This is a genomic window from Pseudomonas syringae KCTC 12500 (assembly GCF_000507185.2).
GTDB lineage: Bacteria > Pseudomonadota > Gammaproteobacteria > Pseudomonadales > Pseudomonadaceae > Aquipseudomonas > Aquipseudomonas syringae.
Map to the genome: position 1 here is coordinate 558,164 of NZ_AYTM02000002.1, position 21,012 is coordinate 579,175.

Below are 21,012 nucleotides of genomic sequence, written 5' to 3' on the forward strand. Positions count from 1 at the left end.
GATACACCGCTTTGAGCGAAGCGCACGCGAGAAAATTCAGCTCAGAACAACCGTTTGCAGTGCAAACCTGCACAACTCCGTAAGCCAGCCAAGGTTCGACGTCACATTCAGCCAACAAAACACGCTCGCCCCTTGCAAAGGCGGGAGTTAGCCTTTGCTGACACCCGTCACGGAGGACCTTGGGCATGCGACCTGCCAATCACCTGCTGCTGTGGAGCACCCTGCTCTGCCTGCCTGCGACTGCAACCGCCAGCAACGTTCATCGCTGCGAGGATGCATCCGGAAAGATTACGTTTACCACCCTGGGATGCCCGGATGGGCACAGCACCCGCCTGCAGAGCGCCTTCAACGCACCGCCGGGAACCCGTATCGATGTGCTGCCGCCCTCTAACACAGCGCAAACCGCGCGTGGAAAATCGGCAGAACAGACAGTTGTCGTGGTGGGCACACGCGATGATGGCTGCGGCAACCGCTTGAGCGCCGAACAGCGCCGGGCTGCGATCATCAACCAGCGCACCCCTCCCGGCATGACGCAGCGTGATGTCGAGAGCCTGCTGGGGCGTCCCGACAAGGTCATCAACCGTAACGGGGAATTGCATTACGTGTACAACCAGAAAAAAGGCCGCAGCAATAAGGTGACATTCGACGAGCACGGATGCGTTAAAGGAAAACGCTAGAAAGCAAAAAGCCCACATCTTTCGATGTGGGCTTTTTGTTTGTATGGTGCACTCGACAGGATTCGAACCTGTGACCGCTCGGTTCGTAGCCGAGTACTCTATCCAGCTGAGCTACGAGTGCATTGGTGTTTTTAGACCAGATCACCTCTGGTTGGAGCCAGTTATCGGAAACCTTGTAATTGCTTACAACACTTCAAACAACTTTAAATGGTGCACTCGACAGGATTCGAACCTGTGACCGCTCGGTTCGTAGCCGAGTACTCTATCCAGCTGAGCTACGAGTGCATGTGTTGGTGCCGCGCATTATAGGTCGTAAAACTGTTTAGTCAAGCACTTTTTCTAGTAAATTCAACAACTTACAGATCAAGCCCAGTTTTACGCACTACATAAATAATGGCGGAGAACGGGGGATTCGAACCCCCGACACCCTTTTGAGGTGTACTCCCTTAGCAGGGGAGCGCCTTCGGCCACTCGGCCAGCTCTCCGCAACACGGGGCGTATAATAACCACCCTTTTCCCCGTTTGCAAACCAAAAATTCAATAAAAATTAATGGCTTGGTTCTTCGTCCTTCTCTTTCTTGATACGCAGGTAAATCTCTTCACGGTGGACAGCGACTTCCTTGGGCGCATTGACACCAATACGCACCTGATTACCCTTCACTCCGAGCACGGTGACGGTGATTTCACCATCCCCAATGATCAGGCTTTCCGCGCACCGACGAGTCAGAATCAGCATACTTTTCTCCTTACGCCTTTATTCAGGGACAACAGTCTGCAACCTATAGGCAGTGACACTAGCAAAACGCCATGACCACTACCTGTATATCGACTAACGCAAAGAAAACAAAAGCCCTTCTGCGCAGCACCCGAAAGACGCGGTCACGCCGCGCCCTTCGATGACAGGGTCATTCACCCTGCCGCGGAGCATCCAGCTCAAAGGCCGTGTGCAATGCGCGCACAGCCAACTCCAGGTATTTCTCTTCGATGACCACGGAAACCTTGATTTCCGATGTGGAGATCATCTGGATATTGATGCTCTCCTTGGCCAGCGCTTCGAACATGCGACTGGCAACGCCGGCATGCGAGCGCATGCCGACGCCAACGATCGACACCTTGGCGATCTTGGTATCGCCGGAGACTTCACGCGCGCTGATTTCACGTGCGGTAGCTTCGAGCACCTGCAAGGCCGCCTGATAGTCGTTGCGATGGATCGTGAAGGTGAAATCGGTGGTGTTATCGTGCGAGACGTTCTGCACGATCATGTCCACTTCGATATTGGCCGCGCTGATCGGGCCGAGAATCTTGAACGCCACGCCGGGGGTGTCTGGCACGCCACGGATGGTCAGCTTGGCTTCATCGCGGTTGAAGGCGATGCCGGAAATGATCGGCTGTTCCATGGATTCCTCTTCATCGATTGTAATAAGGGTGCCCGGCCCCTCTTTGAAGCTGTGCAGAACGCGCAGCGGGACATTGTATTTGCCGGCGAATTCGACCGCACGGATCTGCAGCACCTTGGAACCGAGGCTGGCCATTTCCAGCATCTCTTCAAAGGTGATCTTGTCGAGGCGCTGGGCCTGCGACACGACGCGCGGATCAGTGGTGTAGACGCCATCGACGTCGGTGTAGATCTGGCACTCGTCCGCTTTCAGCGCCGCCGCCAGGGCAACACCGGTCGTGTCCGAGCCACCACGCCCGAGGGTCGTGATGTTGCCGTGTTCATCGACACCCTGGAAGCCGGCGACCACCACCACGCGACCCGCTTTCAGGTCGGAGCGGATCTTCTGGTCGTCGATCTGCAGGATGCGCGCCTTGTTGTGCGCGCTGTCGGTGAGAATACGCACCTGATTGCCGGTGTAGGACACCGCCGGAACGCCACGCTTCATCAAGGCCATCGCCAGCAGCGCGATGGTGACCTGCTCGCCCGTGGAGACAATGACATCCAGTTCACGGGGAACCGGCTGATCACTGATCTGCCTGGCCAGCTCGATCAGACGATTGGTTTCACCACTCATGGCCGACAGCACGACCACCAGGTCGTCACCCGCCTCACGGAATTTCTTGACCTTGTCGGCCACCTGCTCGATGCGCTCTACAGAGCCCACGGAGGTGCCGCCAAATTTCTGTACGATTAAAGCCATCTCAAAGCCGCCTCAAATCCCGTTAAGAGCACCCATTAACATTCGAGTCCCAGTACGGCCTGCCGGTGTGCGGCAGGCACGCTGACCCGACTCAGATACCCTGCTCTACAAAAGGAACGGCCAGTGCCAGCGCTGAATCCAGCGCGCCGGCATCGACACCACCGCCTTGAGCCATATCAGGACGGCCACCACCTTTACCACCTACGGCGGCAGCTGCCTGCTTCATCAAATCACCGGCTTTGAGTTGGCCAGTCAGGTCCTTGGTCACGCCTGCGACCAAGACAACCTTGTCCTCATGAACACTGCCGAGCAGGATCACTGCGCGGCCGAGCTTGTTCTTCAACTGATCGACAAGCGCCAACAGCGCCTTGCCGTCCTGACCATCCAGGCGCGTGGCCAGAACCTTGACCCCTTTGACATCCAGCGCAGCTGACGACAGGTCGTCACCGGCGGCACTGGCTGCCTTGGCTTGCAGTTGTTCCAGTTGTTTTTCCAGCAGACGGTTGCGTTCAATCACCGCCGTCAGCTTGTCCAGCAGGTTGTCGCGATTGCCTTTGACCAGCGTCGCAGCTTCCTTGAGTTGATCTTCGGCCGAATTCAGCCAGGCCAGCGCCGCAGCGCCAGTGACGGCCTCGATACGGCGCACGCCTGCTGCAACACCGCCTTCACTGACGATCTTGAACAACGCGATGTCACCGGTGCGGCTGGCGTGAATGCCACCACACAGCTCGACGGAAAACTCGCCGCCCATGCTCAGTACGCGAACGCTGTCGCCGTACTTTTCGCCGAACAGCGCCATGGCGCCCTTCTTCTTCGCCGTGTCGATATCGGTTTCTTCGGTCATTACCTCGGTGTTCTTGCGAATCTCGGCGTTGACGATATCTTCCAGCGCGCGCAGTTGCTCGGGCTTGATCGCTTCGAAATGGCTGAAGTCGAAGCGCAGACGCTGACTGTCGACCAGCGAGCCTTTCTGCTGAACGTGCTCACCCAGCACCTGACGCAATGCGGCGTGCAGCAAGTGAGTGGCCGAATGGTTCAATTTGGTTGCATCGCGAACTTCATCAGCCACTTGTGTTTCAACCTGCGCGCCAACGCTCAGGCTGCCGGACGCCACAACGCCGTGGTGCAGGAACGCACCACCGGTCTTGGTGGTATCACTGACGTCAAAGCGCGCGTCACCGGCCTGCAGGAAACCACTGTCACCGATCTGACCGCCCGACTCGGCGTAGAACGGGGTGATGTCGAGAATCACCACGCCCTCTTCGCCTTCATTCAGGTGAGAAACCGACTGGCCTTCCTTATAGAGCGCCACGACGCTTGCGCTGCCAGTGGTCGCCGAGTAACCGGTGAACTGCGTGGCCACATCGACCTTCACCAGGCTGTTGTAATCCATGCCGAACGAGCTGGCCGAACGGGCGCGCACGCGCTGGGCGTCCATTTCACGCTCGAAGCCTGCTTCGTCCAGGGTCAGGTTGCGCTCGCGGGCGATGTCGCCGGTCAGGTCCATCGGGAAACCGTAGGTGTCGTACAGCTTGAACACCACTTCGCCCGGAACCACGGTGCCTTTGAGGTCGGCCAGATCCTGCTCGAGGATTTTCAGACCTTGCTCGAGGGTCTTGGCGAACTGCTCTTCTTCGCCTTTGAGTACGCGTTCGATGTGCGACTGCTGCTGCACCAGCTCAGGGAACGCAGACCCCATCTCGGCGACCAGCGCGGCAACGATCTGGTAGAAGAAGCTGCCCTTGGCACCCAGTTTGTTGCCGTGACGGCAGGCGCGACGAATGATGCGGCGCAGCACATAACCACGCCCTTCGTTGGACGGCAGCACGCCGTCGGCGATCAGGAAGCCGCACGAGCGAATGTGGTCAGCCACGACTTTCAGCGAAGCCTGGTTGTCATTGCTGCAACCAATGGCCTTGGCCGACGCAGCCAGCAGGCTCTGGAACAAGTCGATTTCATAGTTGGAATGCACGTGCTGCAGGACCGCACTGACACGCTCCAGGCCCATGCCGGTATCGACCGACGGCGCTGGCAGCGGGTGCAGCACGCCATCTGCAGTCCGGTTGAACTGCATGAATACGTTGTTCCAGATCTCGATGTAACGGTCGCCGTCTTCTTCCGGCGAGCCTGGCGGGCCGCCCCAGATTTCCGGGCCGTGATCGAAGAAAATCTCGCTGCAAGGGCCGCATGGGCCGGTGTCGCCCATGGTCCAGAAGTTATCGGAGGCGTACGGTGCGCCTTTGTTGTCGCCAATACGGACCATGCGCTCGGCAGGTACGCCGATCTCCTTGGTCCAGATGTCGTAGGCTTCGTCGTCAGTGGCGTACACCGTGACCCAGAGCTTTTCCTTGGGCAGGTTGAGCCATTTTTCGGAGGTCAGGAAGGTCCAGGCGTAGGTGATGGCATCACGCTTGAAATAGTCACCGAAGCTGAAGTTGCCCAGCATTTCGAAAAAAGTATGGTGACGAGCGGTATAGCCGACGTTTTCCAGGTCGTTGTGCTTGCCACCGGCACGCACGCATTTCTGACTGGTAACGGCGCGGGTGTAGGCGCGCTTTTCCTGGCCCAGGAAGCAATCCTTGAACTGGTTCATGCCTGCGTTGGTGAACAGCAGGGTTGGGTCATTGCCCGGAATCAAGGAGCTTGAAGCGACACGGGTGTGGCCTTGCTCTTCGAAGAAGCCAAGGAAGGCTTCACGGATTTCTGCGCTTTTCATAGGTTCTTCCACGGAGACTGCGGCCAGAGGCAAGTGCAAAACGTCAAATGACGTAGCGACGGCAAAGGGCCGCATTATATAGGCGTTGCGCCCTCGGTACAGTGTGTTTGTGCGATAGAAACAAGTAACTGGATTATCGGCATGTCATGAGTGTTCAAAGGCTGCGAATGCGGCGATGACCTGTTCGATCTGAGCGCGCGACACGTTCAGGTGGGTCACCATGCGCAGCCGCGACGAGGCCGTGAGTACGATGCCACGCTCGGCGCAGAACGCTTTGAGCGATGCCGCGCGCTCGCCGATCTGCACATAGACCATATTGGTCTGCACCGGCTCGACAGCGTAGCCGAGCCCGCTCAGGCCTTCAGCCAGAAACGCCGCGTTGGCATGGTCGTCTGCCAACCGCTCGACCTGATGATCCAGCGCGTAGAGCCCTGCCGCCGCCAGCCCTCCAGCCTGACGCATGCCACCGCCGAGCATCTTGCGCAAGCGGCGGGCCTTGGCGATCAATGGCTGCGAACCGCACAGCACCGAGCCGATCGGCGCGCCCAGCCCCTTGGAAAGGCAGACCGAAACCGAATCGAAGTGCCGGGTGATCTCGCGGACATCGACACCCAGCCTGACCGAGGCGTTGTACAGCCGTGCGCCGTCCAGATGGAGGGCGAGCCCCTTTTCCAGAGTCAGGGTACGCGCGGCAGCCAGGTAGTCCAAGGGCAGCACTTTGCCCTGCATGGTGTTTTCCAGGGCCAGCAGGCGCGTGCGGGCAAAATGAAAATCATCGGGCTTGATGGCGTCGAGCACCTGCTGCAGGTCCAGAGAACCGTCGGCCTGTACCTCCAGCGGCTGTGGCTGAATGGAGCCCAGCACTGCCGCACCGCCACCTTCGTATTTATAGGTGTGGGCCTGCTGACCGACGATGTACTCGTCGCCGCGTTCACAGTGCGCCATCAGCGCCAGCAGATTGCTCATGGTGCCCGACGGCACGAACAGCGCGGCATCAAACCCGAGGCGTCCGGCAAGCGTCGCTTCGAGCAGATTGACGGTAGGGTCCTCGCCGTAGACGTCATCGCCAACGGGCGCACGTGCCATGGCATCAAGCATGCCGGCCGTGGGCAGAGTCACTGTGTCGCTGCGCAGATCGATGACAGTCACGAAAAAGCTCCCTGAAGTTGAAGATCGATAATGCATGCAACCTTTGGCTTGCAACAAGGCATTACTGACGACGCGGTACATGATAATCAAGCGCGGCCGCTCTCGATACTCCGACTCCTTATAAGAAAAAGGCAGGTATACCGTACGAAAGTGTCCATGCATGATCCAGCGAACTATGATAAAAATCTCGCGCCGGCCACGTAAAGTGACGGCAACGTTCTCAGGGCGGGGTGTAATTCCCCACCGGCGGTAATGACGCGCAATGCGTCTAGCCCGCGAGCGCTTGGGGGTCGTGGCGTTGGCCGCGATCTGCAAGGTCAGCAGACCCGGTGTGATTCCGGGGCCGACGGTCATAGTCCGGATGAAGAGAGAGCGGGATTGGTGTCAGCAAGAACGTCTGTAAAACCTATCCATGAACGACATCGTTCAGGAGGCTTTCCTACGCAGCTTGAATCCCTTTCGATCCAAATGCCCTGTTTTTTCCATAAACAGGAGTCAGAACACGTGCAACCAACCGCAATCGACAGCAAAAGCAAAAGCCACGCAAACGAGCGTGTCGCGTTCATCCAGGCCTGCTGGCACAAGGATATCGTCGACCAGAGCCGCAAAGGTTTTATCGCCGAGATGGCCAATCAGGGCTACGCCGAAAGCGATATCGACATCTTTGAAGTGGGCGGCGCCTTTGAAATCCCGCTGCATGCAAAACTGCTGGCCAACACCGGCCGCTACGCTGGCATCGTCGGCGCCGCACTGGTAGTGGACGGCGGCATCTATCGTCACGAATTCGTCGCGCAGTCAGTGGTCAGTGCGCTGATGCAGGTCCAGCTGGAAACCGAAGTACCGGTGTTCTCCGTGGTCCTGACACCGCATCACTTCCATGCCGGCGAAGAGCATCAGAAGTTCTTCTTCGATCACTTCGTGCACAAGGGCGAAGAAGCAGCCAAGACCTGCGCTGACACTCTGAACAAGGTACGCAGCCTGCGCCGTCTGGATGCACAGCAGAAAGCGGCCTGCTGAGACGCAGCATCGGTAGGTGTTCTCCCGGACACCTATCGTTCTGGACGCTTTGCGTCCGATCCTGAGGGTGCCGAGCGATCAGCCGAGGCTATCCGCATCAGTGGGTACGATCAGAATCCCCGCCCGCAGGCCGTTTTTGACCTTGGGGTTGGGGAAGATGATCCTCGCGCCCTCTTCTTCCACTACCCAGCGTGAACCACCCGCGTCTTCGGCCAGCACGTAGCCCTTTTCCAGCGGGGAGAAGTTCTCGACGTCATCGGCCAGGTTGAAGGTGAACGCATCGGTGCGCTTGATCACTTCCCGCGCCACGCTGAACAGTTGCAACCCTTCAAGATTGTCATCCCGCTCGGGCTCGGTGCCCTCGATGAGCTGCTCGAGACACACGCGCAGCGGCCCAAGATTGACCTGCTGGTTCTGCCCGAACGGCCGCGCCTTGCCCAGTTCCAGAGTGAAAGCCTCGGCCCCCAATTGATCGTAGGTGTAGGCGCTGAACACAATGGACGGCTTGTTCTGCAGCAGCACCGCACTCATGCCCGCGGCCCGCAGCCGGGCCAGCTCAAGCCGGGAATGCTGACGTCCTTCCTTCCACGGGTACAGCGCGAACTGTTCGATCGTCGAGCCGCGAATGGCGGTGTGCAGATCGTAATGCAGCCGATAACGCTCCGGCAGACTGAAAAAGCTGGCGGCCAGTCGTTCCAGCTCGCAGGCCCGCAACGCCTCGGCGCCACCGCTTTGCAGATGACGGCCGTTGAACAGCCGATTGACGTCCTGCTCGACAAAACGCGCCCCGCGTCGCATAGCGTCGGGATTGCCGAACAGGAACAGAATTCGTGCGCGCGGTTTCAGGTCGCTGCGCGCAATGCTGCGGATCAATTCATCCAGCAGCTCGATGGGCGCAGTCTCGTTGCCATGGATACCGGCAGACAGCAGCAGGTCAGTGCCATTGTCACGAGCCTGTGGCGGGCGGACTTCCAGTGCGCCCTCGCCCATCCAGCGCATGCGCACGCCTTCGACGGTCAGTTGAGTCTTTTCCGCCGGCTCACGTCCAGCCAGGGTCAGTTCAAGCAGTTTGCCGAGGGCGAGCATGGCGCGCTTCCTTAGTGGTTGCAGTCAGGACCGTGAACGTGACCGTCTTCCTCGACGCCCATGTCGGCCGGCTCCATTTCCAGTTGCAGGCTGACCAGGTTGGTCGCCAACGGACGCAGCAGCAGGTTGGCGTATTCGGCATCGTCCTCTTCGACGTCAACGCCGATCAGCAACTGGCCACGGCCATCCTGCTGAATCCACAATTCCTTGCCCTGCCAGATGACGGCAACGCGGGTGCAGGACGTTTCCAGCTGGGTGCCATCAGTGTCTTCAAGGATCAGTTGCAGGGCGTCGCTCATATAAAAATGCTCTCTACAAAGGAAATAGTGCGCCGGACAGTGGCCCGACGCGCAGGATGCTTCAATTCAGTTGGAACGGATAAACCGCGCCCAGTTTAAGGATTTGCGTCAGTTCATCCAATGCCGCGCGGCATTCGTTGAGCAATCGAGGGTCGGCCAGATCGCTTTCACTCATGCGGTCCCGGTAGTGCCTGTCGACCCACTGCGTCAACGTTTCGTACAACGGCGCAGTCATGATCACCCCCGGATTCACCGCAGCCAGCTCGGTGTCGTTGAGCGCCACCCGCAAGCGCAGGCAGGCTGGACCACCACCGTTCTGCATGCTTTGTTTGAGGTCGAACACCTTGACCTCGGCAACCGGGCTGTCATCGGCGATCAATCGTTGCAGATAAGCCCAGACATTCGCGTTCGCCTGGCACTCCTGCGGCACGATCAACAACATCGAGCCATCGGGCCGCGACAACAGCTGGCTATTGAACAGGTAGGAGCGCACGGCATCCTGAACCGAGACCTCGGCATGCGGTACGCAAATCGCCCGCAACTGCCCGCCGACACGACTGAGTTTGTCGCGCAGCTCATCGAGCATCGGCTCGGTATTGAGGAATGCGTCCTGGTGATAGAACAGCACCTCACCGTTGCCGACCGCAATCACATCGTTGTGGAACACCCCCTGATCAATGACCGCCGGGTTCTGCTGACTATAGACCACGCCGGCTTCGCTCAGACCGTGCAGCCGCGCAACGGCGCGTGACGCCTCCAGGGTCTGACGCGCCGGATACTTCTGCGGCGCCGGGTAGCGCGTGTCGAAGGCACTGCGGCCAAACACGAAAAACTCGACACCGGCCTCTCCGTAATCACGACAGAAACGGGTGTGGTTGGCAGCGCCTTCATCGCCAAACTGCGCGACAGGCGGTAGCGCAGGGTGATGAGCGAAATGCTTTGCATCCGCGAACATCGCGCCGAGCACGCGGGTGGTGGTCGGATGCTCGATGCTGCGGTGGTATTTGCAGTTGAGGTTGGCCGCCGTGAAATGCACGCGCCCATCGGCAGTGTCGGCACTGGGGCTGACCGTGGCCGCGTTGGCCACCCACATGCTGGATGCCGAGCAACTGGCGACCAGCAACGGCATGTCCTGACGGGCCGCTTTTTCAATCACCTGCTCATCGCTGCCGGTGAAGCCCAGACGGCGCAGGCCGGACACATCAGGACGTTCCTGCGGTGCCAGCACGCCTTGGGTAAAACCCAGGTCCATCAGCGCTTTCATTTTCGCCAGGCCTTGCAGCGCCGCCTCACGCGGGTTAGCACTTTGCTGGCTGTTACTCTGGGAGGCAACGTTACCGTAGGACAACCCGCCGTAGTTGTGGGTTGGCCCGACCAGACCGTCAAAATTCACTTCACAGGACTTCATCGGCAAGGCTCCGTGGATCTGTTTTTATAAGCAATCGTGCGCACTGTCAGCTCAGCCTGATACCTGGGGTCAGTGTCGCAGGCAGCGTCAGGCTGCCGGCCTCCAGCGAAGCCACCGGATAGGCGCAGTAATCGGCCGCGTAATAGGCGCTGGCGCGGTGGTTGCCCGAGGCACCTACACCGCCGAACGGCGCGCTGCTGGCGGCTCCGGTCAACGGCTTGTTCCAGTTGACGATCCCGGCACGGCTGTTCAGCCAGAACTGCTGATAACGCGCTTCGGAGTCAGAGAGCAGACCTGCCGCCAGGCCATAACGGGTGGCGTTGGCTTCGGCGATGGCGGCGTCAAAACCGGCGTAGCGGATGACCTGCAGCAGCGGGCCGAACAGCTCTTCGTCGGGTCGATCGGGCACCGCGCTGACATCGATAATGCCCGGCGTCAGCAGCGCCGAGCCGGGCTGCGGCTGGCGCATTTCCAGCAGGGTCAGTGCGCCGTTGGCGAGCAGATTGCGCTGCGCGTCGAGCAAGGCGCGTGCAGCCTCCAGCGAAATCACCGAACCCATGAACGGCGCAGGCTGTTGATCGAACGCACCGGCTTCGATAGTAGCGCTGACGCCCACCAGTCGTGCCAGCAAGGCATCACCCCAGTCGCCTTCGGGCACCAGCAGACGACGCGCACAGGTGCAGCGCTGGCCCGCGGAAATGAAGGCGGACTGAATGATGGTGTACACCGCTGCATCGATGTCCTGAACCTGATCGACGATCAACGGGTTGTTACCGCCCATTTCCAGCGCAAGGATCTTGTCCGGCCGACCGGCGAACTGCTGATGCAGCGCATTGCCGGTCCGGCTCGACCCAGTGAAGAACAGGCCGTCGATACCCGGATTGGCCGCCAGCGCGATACCGGTTTCGCGACCGCCCTGCAGCAGGTTCAGAACCCCGGCAGGCAGTCCGGCTTCGATCCAGCACTTGACGGTCAGCTCAGCGACTTTCGGTGTCAGTTCGCTGGGTTTGAACAGCACCACGTTGCCCGCCAGCAAGGCCGGGACGATATGGCCGTTGGGCAGATGCCCGGGAAAGTTGTACGGGCCGAACACGGCGACCACGCCGTGCGGCTTGTGGCGCAGTACCGCAGTGGCGTCGCCCAGTGGCCCGCTCTTTTCGCCGGTTCGTTCGCGATAGCTCTGCACCGAGATGGCAATCTTGTTGACCATGCTGGTCACTTCGGTCGCCGACTCCCACAAAGGTTTGCCGGTTTCTTCACCGATGCACTGCGCCAGCGCGTCGGCGTGCTGTTTGAGCCGTGCAGCGAAGGCCTCCAGTACCGCGATGCGCTGATCCAGAGACAGCAGCGCCCAGGCGGGAAATGCCTGACGCGCCGCCTGCACCGCCTGCTCGACCTGCGCGGCGCTCGCCCCACGCCCGGACCACAGCACCTGCTGGGTCACCGGGTTCAGCGAATTGACCACCTCACCCTGCCCGTCCTGCCAGGCACCTGCGATGTAAAGGCTATTCATCAAACGCCCTCCCGCGCCGCAGACAAGGGTACCGCGCGCACATTGTCGCCCGCACTCATGCGCAGCCGCTTGGCGGTTTGCGGAGCGACGACCAGCGTACCGGCGGCAAAACGCGCAGCGCCTACCGTTACGCGGCAGTCTTCACGCTTGCGGTTGTAGATGAGGAACTGTGGAGCGTCGTCACCTGGCGTGCCGATGGCCAGCACCAGCGCCTGGCTGTCCTTGATTGCGCGAATCTTGCCGGTCTCGCACTCGATGGCCGGGCCGGCATCGAAGATGTCGACATAACCCTGATACGAAAAGCCTTCGCTCTTGAGCATGGTCAGCGCAGGCTCGGTGTCGGCATGCACCCGACCGATCACGTTGCGTGCGTCTTCGGAAAGAAAGCAGCTGTACAACGGAAACTTGGGCATCAGTTCGGCGATGAATGCCTTGTTGCCCACGCCGGTCAGGTAATCGGCCTGACTGAATTCCATCTTGAAGAAATGCCGCCCCAGACTTTCCCAGAACGGCGAACGGCCCTGCTCATCGGACATGCCGCGCATTTCGGCAATGATCTTGTTGCCGAACAGCCTGGGGAATTCGGCGATGAACAGCATGCGCGCCTTGGACAGCAGGCGACCGTTGAGGCCGTTACGCGAATCACTGTGCAGGAACAGCGAGCACAGCTCGGAATTGCCGGTCAGGTCGTTGGCCAGGAACAGGGTCGGAATTTCCCGGTAGATGTTCAGCTCCTGTGAAGCGCTGACGGTGAGACCGACCCGGTAGTTGTACCAGGGCTCGCGCAGACCGACCGCCCCGGCGATGGCGGAAATGCCCACCACCCGGCCGTCGTCGTCTTCCAGCACGAACAGATAATCGGCATCGCCGCGCTCGGCTTCTCCGCGAAAGGTCTTTTCGGCCCAGCCTACCCGGTGCGCCAGACGCTGCTCATTGGCGGGCAGAGTCGTCAGACCGGCGCCGGTGCTACGCGCCAGCTCGATCAACGCGGGCAGGTCGCTGCTGCGTACAGGACGAACGATCATGTTATCTCCTCAGCGGCTCATCAAGAGCCTTGAAACTCGCTAATCAGCTATCGAACGTCCGGTTCAGACCGCGACAATCCGTACACTGGCACCTTCACCAACACCCAGGGCATCGGCAGCCTGGAGGCTCAGCACCACCGGCCTGCCGGGCGCCCAGTCCAGTTCCAGCAGCACCGCGCGGTAGTCCTGCAACAGGCCATTGGCGATCAGATACAGACGCCCACCCTTGCCGACATCGCTGCCTTGCCCGGGCTCGACCTTGACCGGAACCAGACGGCTCTGGGCAATCGAACGAATTCCGGACACCCGAGCGTGCAGCGTTGGTCCACCGTCGAAAATGTCGATGTAGTGATCGGTTTCAAAGCCCTCGCGCATCAGGATGTCGAAGGTGATCTGCGCGCGCGGATGCACCTGCCCCATGGCTTCCTGCGCTGCGTCGGGCAGCAGTGGCACGTAGATCGGGTAATGCGGCATCAGCTCGGCGAGGAAGGTCCGGCTTTTCAGCCCGCACAGGCGTTCGGCAGCGGCGTAATTGATATCGAAGAAGTTGCGCCCGATGGCATCCCAGAACGGTGAGTCGCCCTGCTCATCGCTGTAACCGACGATCTCGGTCACCACCGAATCGGCAAAGCGCTCGGGGTGACTGGCGACAAACAGCAGCCGACCGCGCGAATTGAGCTCCGACCATGCCGTGCCGACCAGCTCCGGGACCACGTAGAAACTGGTCAACAAACTGTTGCCGGTCAGGTCATGACACTGCGACAGCACGTGAATCTTGTTATGGATCTTCAGTTCGCGGGAAGCATGCACGAAGGTTTCGTTGCGAAAACTGTAGAACGGCTCGGAGTAGCCCGCCGAGGCCACGATGCCCGAGCAGCCCACCAGCTTGCCGCTTTCGCTGTCTTCGAGCACGAAGAAGTAGGTTTCTTCGCCGTTGAAGCTGACTTCGGCGGCAAACGACGCCTCCGACGAGCCGATCTTGTCGGTCAGGCGGCCAGCATCGTCGGGCAAGGACGTGACACCGATAGGGCTGTCGGCAGCGAGGCGTTGAACCTCGGCCAGGTCAGCCATTTGCGCAGGGCGCATTACCAGCATGGTGCCACTCCTTGTAGATCGACCAGCCTTTACGACCGGCGCTAGTAAAAGCACCACATGGCGTCAGGCCGCATGGCGCAGGAAACAGGTGCGGCGTCCGCCATCAAGCGGACACCGCAAGGCTGCCATCGAATCAGGATGTCAGTTTGGCGATGGCGCGTTCGAAGCGGTTCAGGCCCTCTTCGATGTCTGCGTCTTCAATCACCAGGCTCGGCGCGAAACGAATCACGTCAGGGCCGGCCTGCAGGATCATCAGGTCCTGGGCCTCGGCCGCATTGAAGATGTCCTTGGCCTTGCCTTTCCAGGCATCGGACAACACGCAACCGATCAACAGGCCCAGACCGCGCACTTCGCTGAACACGCCGTATTGCTGGCCGATACTTTCCAGACGGGTCTTGAATTGCTGATGCTTGCGCTGCACGCCCGCAAGCACTTCAGGCGTATTGATGACATCGATGACCGCCTCACCGACCGCGCAGGCCAGCGGGTTGCCGCCATAGGTGGTGCCGTGCACGCCGACCGCGAAGTGCCTGGCGAGCTTTTCAGTGGTCAACATGGCCGCCAGCGGGAAACCGCCGCCGATGCTCTTGGCGCTGGAAAGGATGTCCGGGGTCACGCCGTAATGCATGTAGGCGAACAGATGACCGCTGCGGCCCATGCCGCTCTGCACTTCATCGAACACCAGCAGAGCGTTGTGCTCGTCACACAGCTTGCGCGCACCTTGCAGGTATTCCAGCTGACCCGGCAGAACACCGCCCTCGCCCTGAATCGGCTCCAGCACCACGGCACAGGTCTTGTCGGTAACAGCAGCCTTCAGTGCGTCGAGGTCGTTGTACGGCACATGGCTGATGCCGGTGATCTTCGGCCCGAAACCATCGGAATACTTCGGCTGCCCACCCACGCTGACGGTGAACAGGGTGCGGCCATGAAAGCTGTTCAGCGCCGCGATGATTTCGTACTTCTCCGGGCCGTACTGGTCATGCGCCACACGGCGTGCCAGCTTGAAGGCGGCTTCGTTGGCTTCAGCACCGGAGTTACAGAAGAACACGCGCTCGGCAAACGTCGCATCCACCAGTTTTTTCGCCAGACGCAGGGTCGGCTCGTTGGTGAAGACGTTGGACACATGCCAGAGGTTATTGGCCTGCTCGGTCAAGGCACCGACCAGCGCCGGGTGGCAGTGGCCTAATACGTTGACGGCGATACCGCCCGAGAAATCCACCAGTTCGCGCCCCGCCTGATCCCAGACCCGGGAGCCCGCACCGCGCACAGGGATGAACCCGGCCGGGGCGTAATTGGGGACCATTACCTGGTCGAAATCGGCGCGTTGCACCGCAGCATGCTCAACGGACATCGGAGTCTCCTGATGAGGAACGCCTGCCTGAAACTGGCGAGCGATGGAAAGATTGTAAGGACTGATTTGTGTTCGGCCTTGCCGCCAGGCGACAACTTGTTACAGCGCAAAACCGGGTTTTTTCAAGGTTTTCGGCAATGCGACAATTTGCGTCACAAAGGCGCAGTTTAAACGGATTGAAGCCGGCCTGTCTGGACCTGAGCTATCGCGGCAGCACTTTATCGCGACAAGACAATCAACCGCGTTCGGCAGGCACAGGGGAAAGTTCGAACGGGCTGCTACTGCGTCGCTGATTGCGGTCTTCGCGCGGCGTGGCACCGAAGAAATTGCGGTAGGCGCTGGAGAAGTGCGGCCCCGAGGAAAAACCGCACGAAAGGCCGATCTGAATGATCGACTTGCTGGTCTGCATCAGCATCTGGCGCGCCTTGTTCAGGCGCAGCTCCAGGTAGTACTGGCTGGGCACACGGTTGAGGTACTGCTTGAAGATCCGTTCCAACTGACGACGAGACACGCACACATGCTGAGCGATTTCGTCGGTGGTCAATGGCTCTTCGATGTTGGCTTCCATCAGTAGCACCGCCTGGGTCAGCTTGGGATGGCTGGAGCCCAGACGGTTCTGCAGCGGAATGCGCTGACGCTCGCCGCCTTCGCGAATGCGCTCGACCACCAGCTCTTCGGAAACCGCCCCGGCCAGTTCGGCCCCATGATCACGGGACAGCACCGCCAGCAGCAGGTCGAGCACCGACATACCACCACAGGCGGTCAGGCGATCCCGATCCCAATCGAACAAATGGCTGGTGGCAATGACCTTGGGGAAACGCTCGGCAAAGTCGTCCTGCCAGCGCCAGTGCACGGCGGCACGGTAGCCATCCAGCAGGCCCAGTTGCGCAAGCGGATAGACGCCCGCCGACAGCCCGCCAATCGAACAGCCGGCACGCACCAGTTGCTTGAGCGCGCTGCCCAGCGCCGGGGCCACACCTGCAGGAGGCTCGTCAGCCAGCAAAAACAGCTTCTGAAAGCCTTCCAGCCGGCCGGCCCAGGGCTCACCCGGCAATTGCCACGCGCCGGCGAGCGCCGAAGGCTCCGTGGCCTCGGCCTGCAGGAACGACAGCTCATAGACCACTTCAGGGTGAACGCGCTGCGCTACGCGCAAGGCTTCCTCGGCCAGTGCCAGGGTCAGGGCTTTGGTGCCAGGCCAGACGAGGAAACCTATTCGATGGGCAGTCATTGGGACATCCGATACGTATTGCCGCAAAAGCCGAGCCTTGGAAGATAGCTCGATCTGGAACATCCAGGTCGTGTCGCGCGTCGCGCAGCATGCCCTGTTCTGCCATAAAAAGGCATCGTCATGCGCTGCCGATCGTCACTTCAGGCTGCCGGACAGGAATTGCTGCAAACGCTCGGTCTGCGGATTGGCCAGCACTTCGCGCGGGGCACCACGCTCCAGAACGACACCCTGATGCAGGAAAACCAGCTGATTGGAGACCTCACGGGCGAAACCCATTTCGTGAGTCACCACCACCATGGTGCGGCCTTCCTGAGCCAAGCCCTGCATGACCTTGAGCACATCACCGACCAGCTCCGGGTCCAGCGCCGAGGTCGGCTCATCGAACAGCATGACCTCGGGCTCCATCGCCAGTGCGCGGGCAATCGCCACACGCTGCTGCTCACCGCCGGACATGTGCCCAGGGTAAGCGTCTTTGCGATGGGACACGCCGACTTTGGCCAGATAATGTTCAGCCTTTTCCAGCGCTTCCTTTTTCGACACACCCAGCACATGGACCGGCGCTTCGATGATGTTCTGCAGTGCCGTCATGTGCGACCACAGGTTGAAGTGCTGAAACACCATCGACAGGCGTGAACGCATACGCTGCAACTGCTTGGCGTCGGCAGCTTTCAAACCGCCTTCCTTGTTCGGCACCAGCTTCAGCTCTTCGTTGTTGAGCAGGATCTTGCCGGCATGGGGCTGTTCGAGCAGGTTGATGCAGCGCAGAAAGGTGCTTTTGCCAGAGCCGCTGGAGCCGATGATGCTGATGACATCGCCGGCCCTGGCGGTCATGGACACACCCTTGATCACTTCGTGACTGCCGTAGCGCTTGTGCAGGTCCTGCACTTCCAGTTTGTTCATGCTTTGGGTTTCCACAGAACGGTCAATCACTGAGCAGACGTCCGTGACGCAGCGCCGTGCGCCCCGCCACCTTGGCCAGCCAGAAACCGGGTTGAGCGTAACGAAGCCGCTCGATGGCGAACAACACCCCGGCAGTATTCGCACAAATGGTACTGACCTGATCGGACAGCGGGTCGATCACTTCGAACAGCGGATCGCCCACCTCGACCCTGTCGCCTGCCGCGCGCAGGAACGTCACCACGCCAGGGTGCGGCGCATAGAGCAATTCGGTGCCCTCGAACGGCAAGCCTTCGCAGGCTTCATGCGCCGGCTGCGGCCAGTCGCCGCTGATGAAGCCCTGTTCGGCGAGGAACGCCAGGATACCCTCGGCGTGCGCGAGGGCCTGCGGCTTGCCAGTATCGGCCTGACCGCCCAGTTCAAGGGTAGTCGCGAGGCAGGCCAGCGGGATCTGCGCCTGCGGGAAAATCCGCGAAAGGCGCAACCATGGCAGCGAGCAGGCTTCATCGAAGGAGCTGCCACCGGAATCCTCGGCGAGCAGCGCCACCTGGATATTCAGATGCGCCGACAGCGAACGCCATTGTGGCCAGTGCTGCGGCAAGGCGTACATGTGCAACGCGGCATCAGCATCACAATGCAGATCGAGCACCACATCAGCGACGCAGGCGTGACTGAGCAGGATGCGTTGCATGCCTTGCAATTCGCTCTGCGGCGCGGGCAGACCTTCGAGCGCAGCGCTCATTGCCTGGCGAATCAGCCGGGTATTGGCGCGCGGATCATCGCCCAGCTGACCTTCCAGCAACTCGGCGACCGGCTCGCTCAGCTCGGTGAAGTCACGGTTGAAATTCTTGCCACTGCCGAACTCGAAACGGCCCTGATGCGCACCTTGCAGCAACTGCCCCAGGCCCAGTGGATTGGCCACCGGCACCAGTTCGACAACACCTTTGAGGAGGCCCTGCTGCTCCAGCTCTGTGAGGCGTTTTTTCAGCTCCCAGGCCGTGCGCATGCCGGGCAGTTCGTCGGCATGCAGGCTGGCCTGGATGTAGGCCTTGCGCTCACCGGTGCCGAAGCGAAAGACGCTCAGCGTGCGTTGGGTGCCGAGGGTGCTCCACGGCAATACATGATTGGTTCTTTGCATTTCAGACCTTCCGTGGGGCGAGGTAGCCCAGCCAGCGGCGTTCGGCGATCTTGAACAGCCGCACCAGAATGAATGTCAGGCAAAGATAGAAAACGCCTGCGGTGATGTAAGCCTCGAAAGGCAGGTAGAACTGCGCGTTGACCGTACGGGCCGCGCCGGTGATGTCGATCAGGGTCACGATGGACGCCAGACTGGTGGTCTGCAGCATCATGATGACCTCGTTGCTGTACTGCGGCAGCGCCCGGCGCAAGGCCGAGGGCAGCAGAATGCGCCGGTACATCTTGGCTTTCGACATGCCCATGGCCCGCGCGGCCTCGATTTCACCGGCCGGTGTGGACTTGAGGCTGCCGGCGATGATCTCCGCCGTGTAGGCGCTGGTGTTGATGGTGAACGCCAGGCAGGCACAGAAGGTGGCACTGGACAGCCAGGGCCACAAAAAGCTTTCGCGCACCGCATCGAACTGGGCCAGCCCGTAATAGATCAGAAACAGCTGCACCAGCATCGGCGTGCCGCGAATCACGTAGGTGTACAGCCAGGCAGGGATGTTCACCCAAGGGTTTTTCGAGACCCGCATCAGGCCCAGCGGCAATGCCGCCAGCAGCCCGAACGCGAGTGAAATCGCCAGCAGCTTCAGGGTGGTCAGCAGGCCGCCGAAGTACAGCGGCAGACTGTCCCAGATCACGTTGTAGTCAAAGATCATAGGTCAGCCGCCCTCACGCCCACCGAGTAGCGTTTTTCGAGGTAACGCAAGGCGAGCAGCGACACGCTGGTGATCACCAGGTACATCGCCGCAACCGCCAGAAAGAAGGTGAAAGGCTCGCGGGTGGCATCGGCCGCCTGCTTGGCCTTGAACATCATGTCCTGTAGACCGACCACGGAAATCAGCGCGGTGGCCTTGGTCAGCACCAGCCAGTTGTTGGTGAAACCGGGAATCGCCAGACGAATCATCTGCGGCACCAGAATACGGAAGAACACCTTGCCGCTACTCAGGCCATACGCCATGCCCGCCTCGGCCTGCCCCTTGGGAATGGCCATGAACGCACCGCGAAAGGTTTCCGAAAGATACGCGCCGAAGATGAAGCCCAGCGTGCAGATGCCTGCCATCAACGGATCAAGGTCGATGTAGTCGTCAAACCCCAGCAACGGGGCGACGCGGTTGAGCAGGTCCTGGCCGCCGTAGAAGATCAGCAGAATCAGGACCAGATCGGGAATACCACGAACCACCGTGCTGTACAGGTCGCCCAGCCAGGCGATCCAGCGTACCGGAGACAGCCTCAGCGCCACGCCGATCAGACCGAGAACGATCGCCAGAGCCATCGACGACAGGGCCAGCTGCAACGTCAGCCAGGCACCTTCGAGGATGACAGCTCCGTAACCTTTCAACATGATGTGCGGTCCTCAAGCGTGGAATAAAAATGGCGCAATCCAGGCAATTCTGTTTGCGCCATTGGTCAGGGTAAGGACGACGACTTATTTGCCGTAGATATCGAAATCGAAATACTTGTCCTGGATAGCCTTGTACTTGCCGTTGGCACGGATCGCGGCGATGGCGGCGTTGAGACGGTCAAGGTCGGCCTTGTCGCCCTTGCGCACGGCAATGCCGATGCCGTCACCGAAGTATTTCGGATCGACGAACGACGGACCTACGAACGCATAGCCTTTGCCTGCGTCGGTTTTCAGGAAGCCGTCCTGCAACAGCGTGGCGTCGGCGACAGTACCGTCCAGGCGGCCTGCACCGATGTCCAGGTAGATTTCGTTCTGCGAACCGTACGGCGTCACTTCGACACCTTTGGGAGCGAGGACTTCACGGGCGAAACGCTCGTGGATCGAGCCACGCTGCACGCCGATCTTCTTGCCCTTGAGTTCAGCCAGGCTGTCGCTGATCGTAGTGCCGTCCTTCATGACCAGACGCGCCGGGGAATTGTAATACTTGCCGGTGAAATCAACGGACTTCTTACGGTCGTCAGTGATGGACATCGACGACAGGATCGCGTCGATCTTGCGCACTTTCAGCGCCGGGATAAGGCCGTCGAATTCCTGCTCGACCCAGGTGCACTTGACCTTCATTTCTTCACACAGCGCATTGCCGATGTCGTAGTCAAAGCCGACGATGCTGCCATCCGGGGCCTTGGACGCGAACGGAGGGTAAGCCGCTTCGATACCGATTTTCAGTGGTTTTTCATCAGCAAAGATCGGCTGGGCGAGCACGGACAACGCCATCGCGCCAATAAGCATGAGCTTTTTCATTTCCAGGGACTCCATCGGTAAAGCACGA

General features: G+C 60.2%; 19 protein-coding genes, 3 tRNA genes and 1 riboswitch. Of the genes, 2 read left to right on the forward strand and 20 right to left on the reverse strand.

Annotated features, from left to right (window positions below; translation table 11 throughout):
* Positions 1 to 185 precede the first annotated feature (185 nt).
* Entirely contained in the window at positions 186 to 677 is a 492-nt protein-coding gene (gene bamE / locus V476_RS02960; RefSeq protein ID WP_024959975.1) for an outer membrane protein assembly factor BamE domain-containing protein, read from the forward strand.
* Between the two features lie 44 nt (positions 678 to 721).
* On the opposite strand, the gene V476_RS02965 is transcribed toward bamE, so the two are convergent.
* From V476_RS02965 to ltaE, 7 genes are all read right to left on the reverse strand, one after another.
* Positions 722 to 798, reverse strand: a tRNA-Arg gene (locus V476_RS02965).
* A gap of 87 nt (positions 799 to 885) precedes the next feature.
* Positions 886 to 962, reverse strand: a tRNA-Arg gene (locus V476_RS02970).
* Positions 963 to 1,071: 109 nt separating this feature from the next.
* Positions 1,072 to 1,162, reverse strand: a tRNA-Ser gene (locus V476_RS02975).
* Between the two features lie 62 nt (positions 1,163 to 1,224).
* Entirely contained in the window at positions 1,225 to 1,413 is a 189-nt protein-coding gene (gene csrA, locus V476_RS02980) for a carbon storage regulator CsrA (RefSeq protein ID WP_002554426.1), read from the reverse strand.
* 169 nt (positions 1,414 to 1,582) lie between these two features.
* Complete coding sequence (locus V476_RS02985) at positions 1,583 to 2,815, reverse strand: aspartate kinase (RefSeq protein ID WP_003369901.1); 1,233 nt, start codon at positions 2,813 to 2,815, stop codon at positions 1,583 to 1,585.
* A 91-nt stretch (positions 2,816 to 2,906) separates the two neighbouring features.
* Positions 2,907 to 5,531, reverse strand: coding sequence for an alanine--tRNA ligase (gene alaS, locus V476_RS02990; protein ID WP_004404395.1), 2,625 nt, complete (start codon positions 5,529 to 5,531; stop codon positions 2,907 to 2,909).
* A gap of 144 nt (positions 5,532 to 5,675) precedes the next feature.
* On the reverse strand, positions 5,676 to 6,680 hold the full coding sequence (gene ltaE / locus V476_RS02995) for a low-specificity L-threonine aldolase (RefSeq protein WP_024959974.1): 1,005 nt from the start codon (positions 6,678 to 6,680) through the stop codon (positions 5,676 to 5,678).
* A gap of 212 nt (positions 6,681 to 6,892) precedes the next feature.
* Positions 6,893 to 7,058: riboswitch (FMN riboswitch) on the forward strand.
* Between the two features lie 126 nt (positions 7,059 to 7,184).
* On the opposite strand from ltaE, the gene V476_RS03000 reads away from it, so the two are divergent.
* Entirely contained in the window at positions 7,185 to 7,697 is a 513-nt protein-coding gene (locus V476_RS03000) for a 6,7-dimethyl-8-ribityllumazine synthase (RefSeq protein ID WP_003369893.1), read from the forward strand.
* Between the two features lie 78 nt (positions 7,698 to 7,775).
* On the opposite strand, the gene astE is transcribed toward V476_RS03000, so the two are convergent.
* From astE to V476_RS03065, 13 genes are all read right to left on the reverse strand, one after another.
* A complete protein-coding gene (gene astE / locus V476_RS03005; protein ID WP_024959973.1) occupies positions 7,776 to 8,783 on the reverse strand; it encodes a succinylglutamate desuccinylase in 1,008 nt (335 codons plus the stop codon).
* Positions 8,784 to 8,794: 11 nt separating this feature from the next.
* The gene (locus tag V476_RS03010; RefSeq protein WP_003314741.1) at positions 8,795 to 9,082 is read right to left on the reverse strand and encodes a hypothetical protein; all 288 of its coding nucleotides are present in this window, start codon (positions 9,080 to 9,082) and stop codon (positions 8,795 to 8,797) included.
* 61 nt (positions 9,083 to 9,143) lie between these two features.
* Positions 9,144 to 10,490, reverse strand: a complete 1,347-nt coding sequence (astB, locus tag V476_RS03015) for an N-succinylarginine dihydrolase (RefSeq protein ID WP_024959972.1) — start codon at positions 10,488 to 10,490, stop codon at positions 9,144 to 9,146.
* Positions 10,491 to 10,536: 46 nt separating this feature from the next.
* Positions 10,537 to 12,006, reverse strand: a complete 1,470-nt coding sequence (gene astD, locus V476_RS03020) for a succinylglutamate-semialdehyde dehydrogenase (protein ID WP_161780154.1) — start codon at positions 12,004 to 12,006, stop codon at positions 10,537 to 10,539.
* Positions 12,003 to 13,028 (reverse strand): arginine N-succinyltransferase, encoded by a 1,026-nt coding sequence (gene astA, locus V476_RS03025; protein WP_004404400.1) that lies wholly within the window; start codon positions 13,026 to 13,028, stop codon positions 12,003 to 12,005. Before astA ends, astD begins: the two co-directional genes overlap by 4 nt.
* A gap of 63 nt (positions 13,029 to 13,091) precedes the next feature.
* A complete protein-coding gene (gene aruF, locus V476_RS03030) occupies positions 13,092 to 14,123 on the reverse strand; it encodes an arginine/ornithine succinyltransferase subunit alpha (protein ID WP_003424821.1) in 1,032 nt (343 codons plus the stop codon).
* Between the two features lie 133 nt (positions 14,124 to 14,256).
* Positions 14,257 to 15,474: an aspartate aminotransferase family protein gene (locus V476_RS03035; RefSeq protein ID WP_024959970.1), complete on the reverse strand. Its 1,218-nt coding sequence runs from the start codon at positions 15,472 to 15,474 to the stop codon at positions 14,257 to 14,259.
* Between the two features lie 235 nt (positions 15,475 to 15,709).
* Positions 15,710 to 16,702 carry a transcriptional regulator ArgR gene (gene argR, locus V476_RS03040; RefSeq protein ID WP_003424817.1) on the reverse strand — a complete coding sequence of 331 codons (993 nt, stop codon included), beginning with the start codon at positions 16,700 to 16,702 and terminating at the stop codon, positions 15,710 to 15,712.
* Between the two features lie 135 nt (positions 16,703 to 16,837).
* A complete protein-coding gene (locus V476_RS03045) occupies positions 16,838 to 17,602 on the reverse strand; it encodes an ABC transporter ATP-binding protein (protein ID WP_024959969.1) in 765 nt (254 codons plus the stop codon).
* Positions 17,603 to 17,624: 22 nt separating this feature from the next.
* On the reverse strand, positions 17,625 to 18,737 hold the full coding sequence (locus V476_RS03050; protein ID WP_024959968.1) for a succinylglutamate desuccinylase/aspartoacylase family protein: 1,113 nt from the start codon (positions 18,735 to 18,737) through the stop codon (positions 17,625 to 17,627).
* A 1-nt stretch (position 18,738) separates the two neighbouring features.
* Positions 18,739 to 19,437, reverse strand: a complete 699-nt coding sequence (locus V476_RS03055) for an ABC transporter permease (protein WP_003424811.1) — start codon at positions 19,435 to 19,437, stop codon at positions 18,739 to 18,741.
* The gene (locus tag V476_RS03060) at positions 19,434 to 20,123 is read right to left on the reverse strand and encodes an ABC transporter permease (RefSeq protein WP_003314732.1); all 690 of its coding nucleotides are present in this window, start codon (positions 20,121 to 20,123) and stop codon (positions 19,434 to 19,436) included. Before V476_RS03060 ends, V476_RS03055 begins: the two co-directional genes overlap by 4 nt.
* Before the next feature lie 84 nt (positions 20,124 to 20,207).
* Positions 20,208 to 20,984 (reverse strand): ABC transporter substrate-binding protein, encoded by a 777-nt coding sequence (locus tag V476_RS03065; protein ID WP_004416894.1) that lies wholly within the window; start codon positions 20,982 to 20,984, stop codon positions 20,208 to 20,210.
* Positions 20,985 to 21,012: the final 28 nt, after the last annotated feature.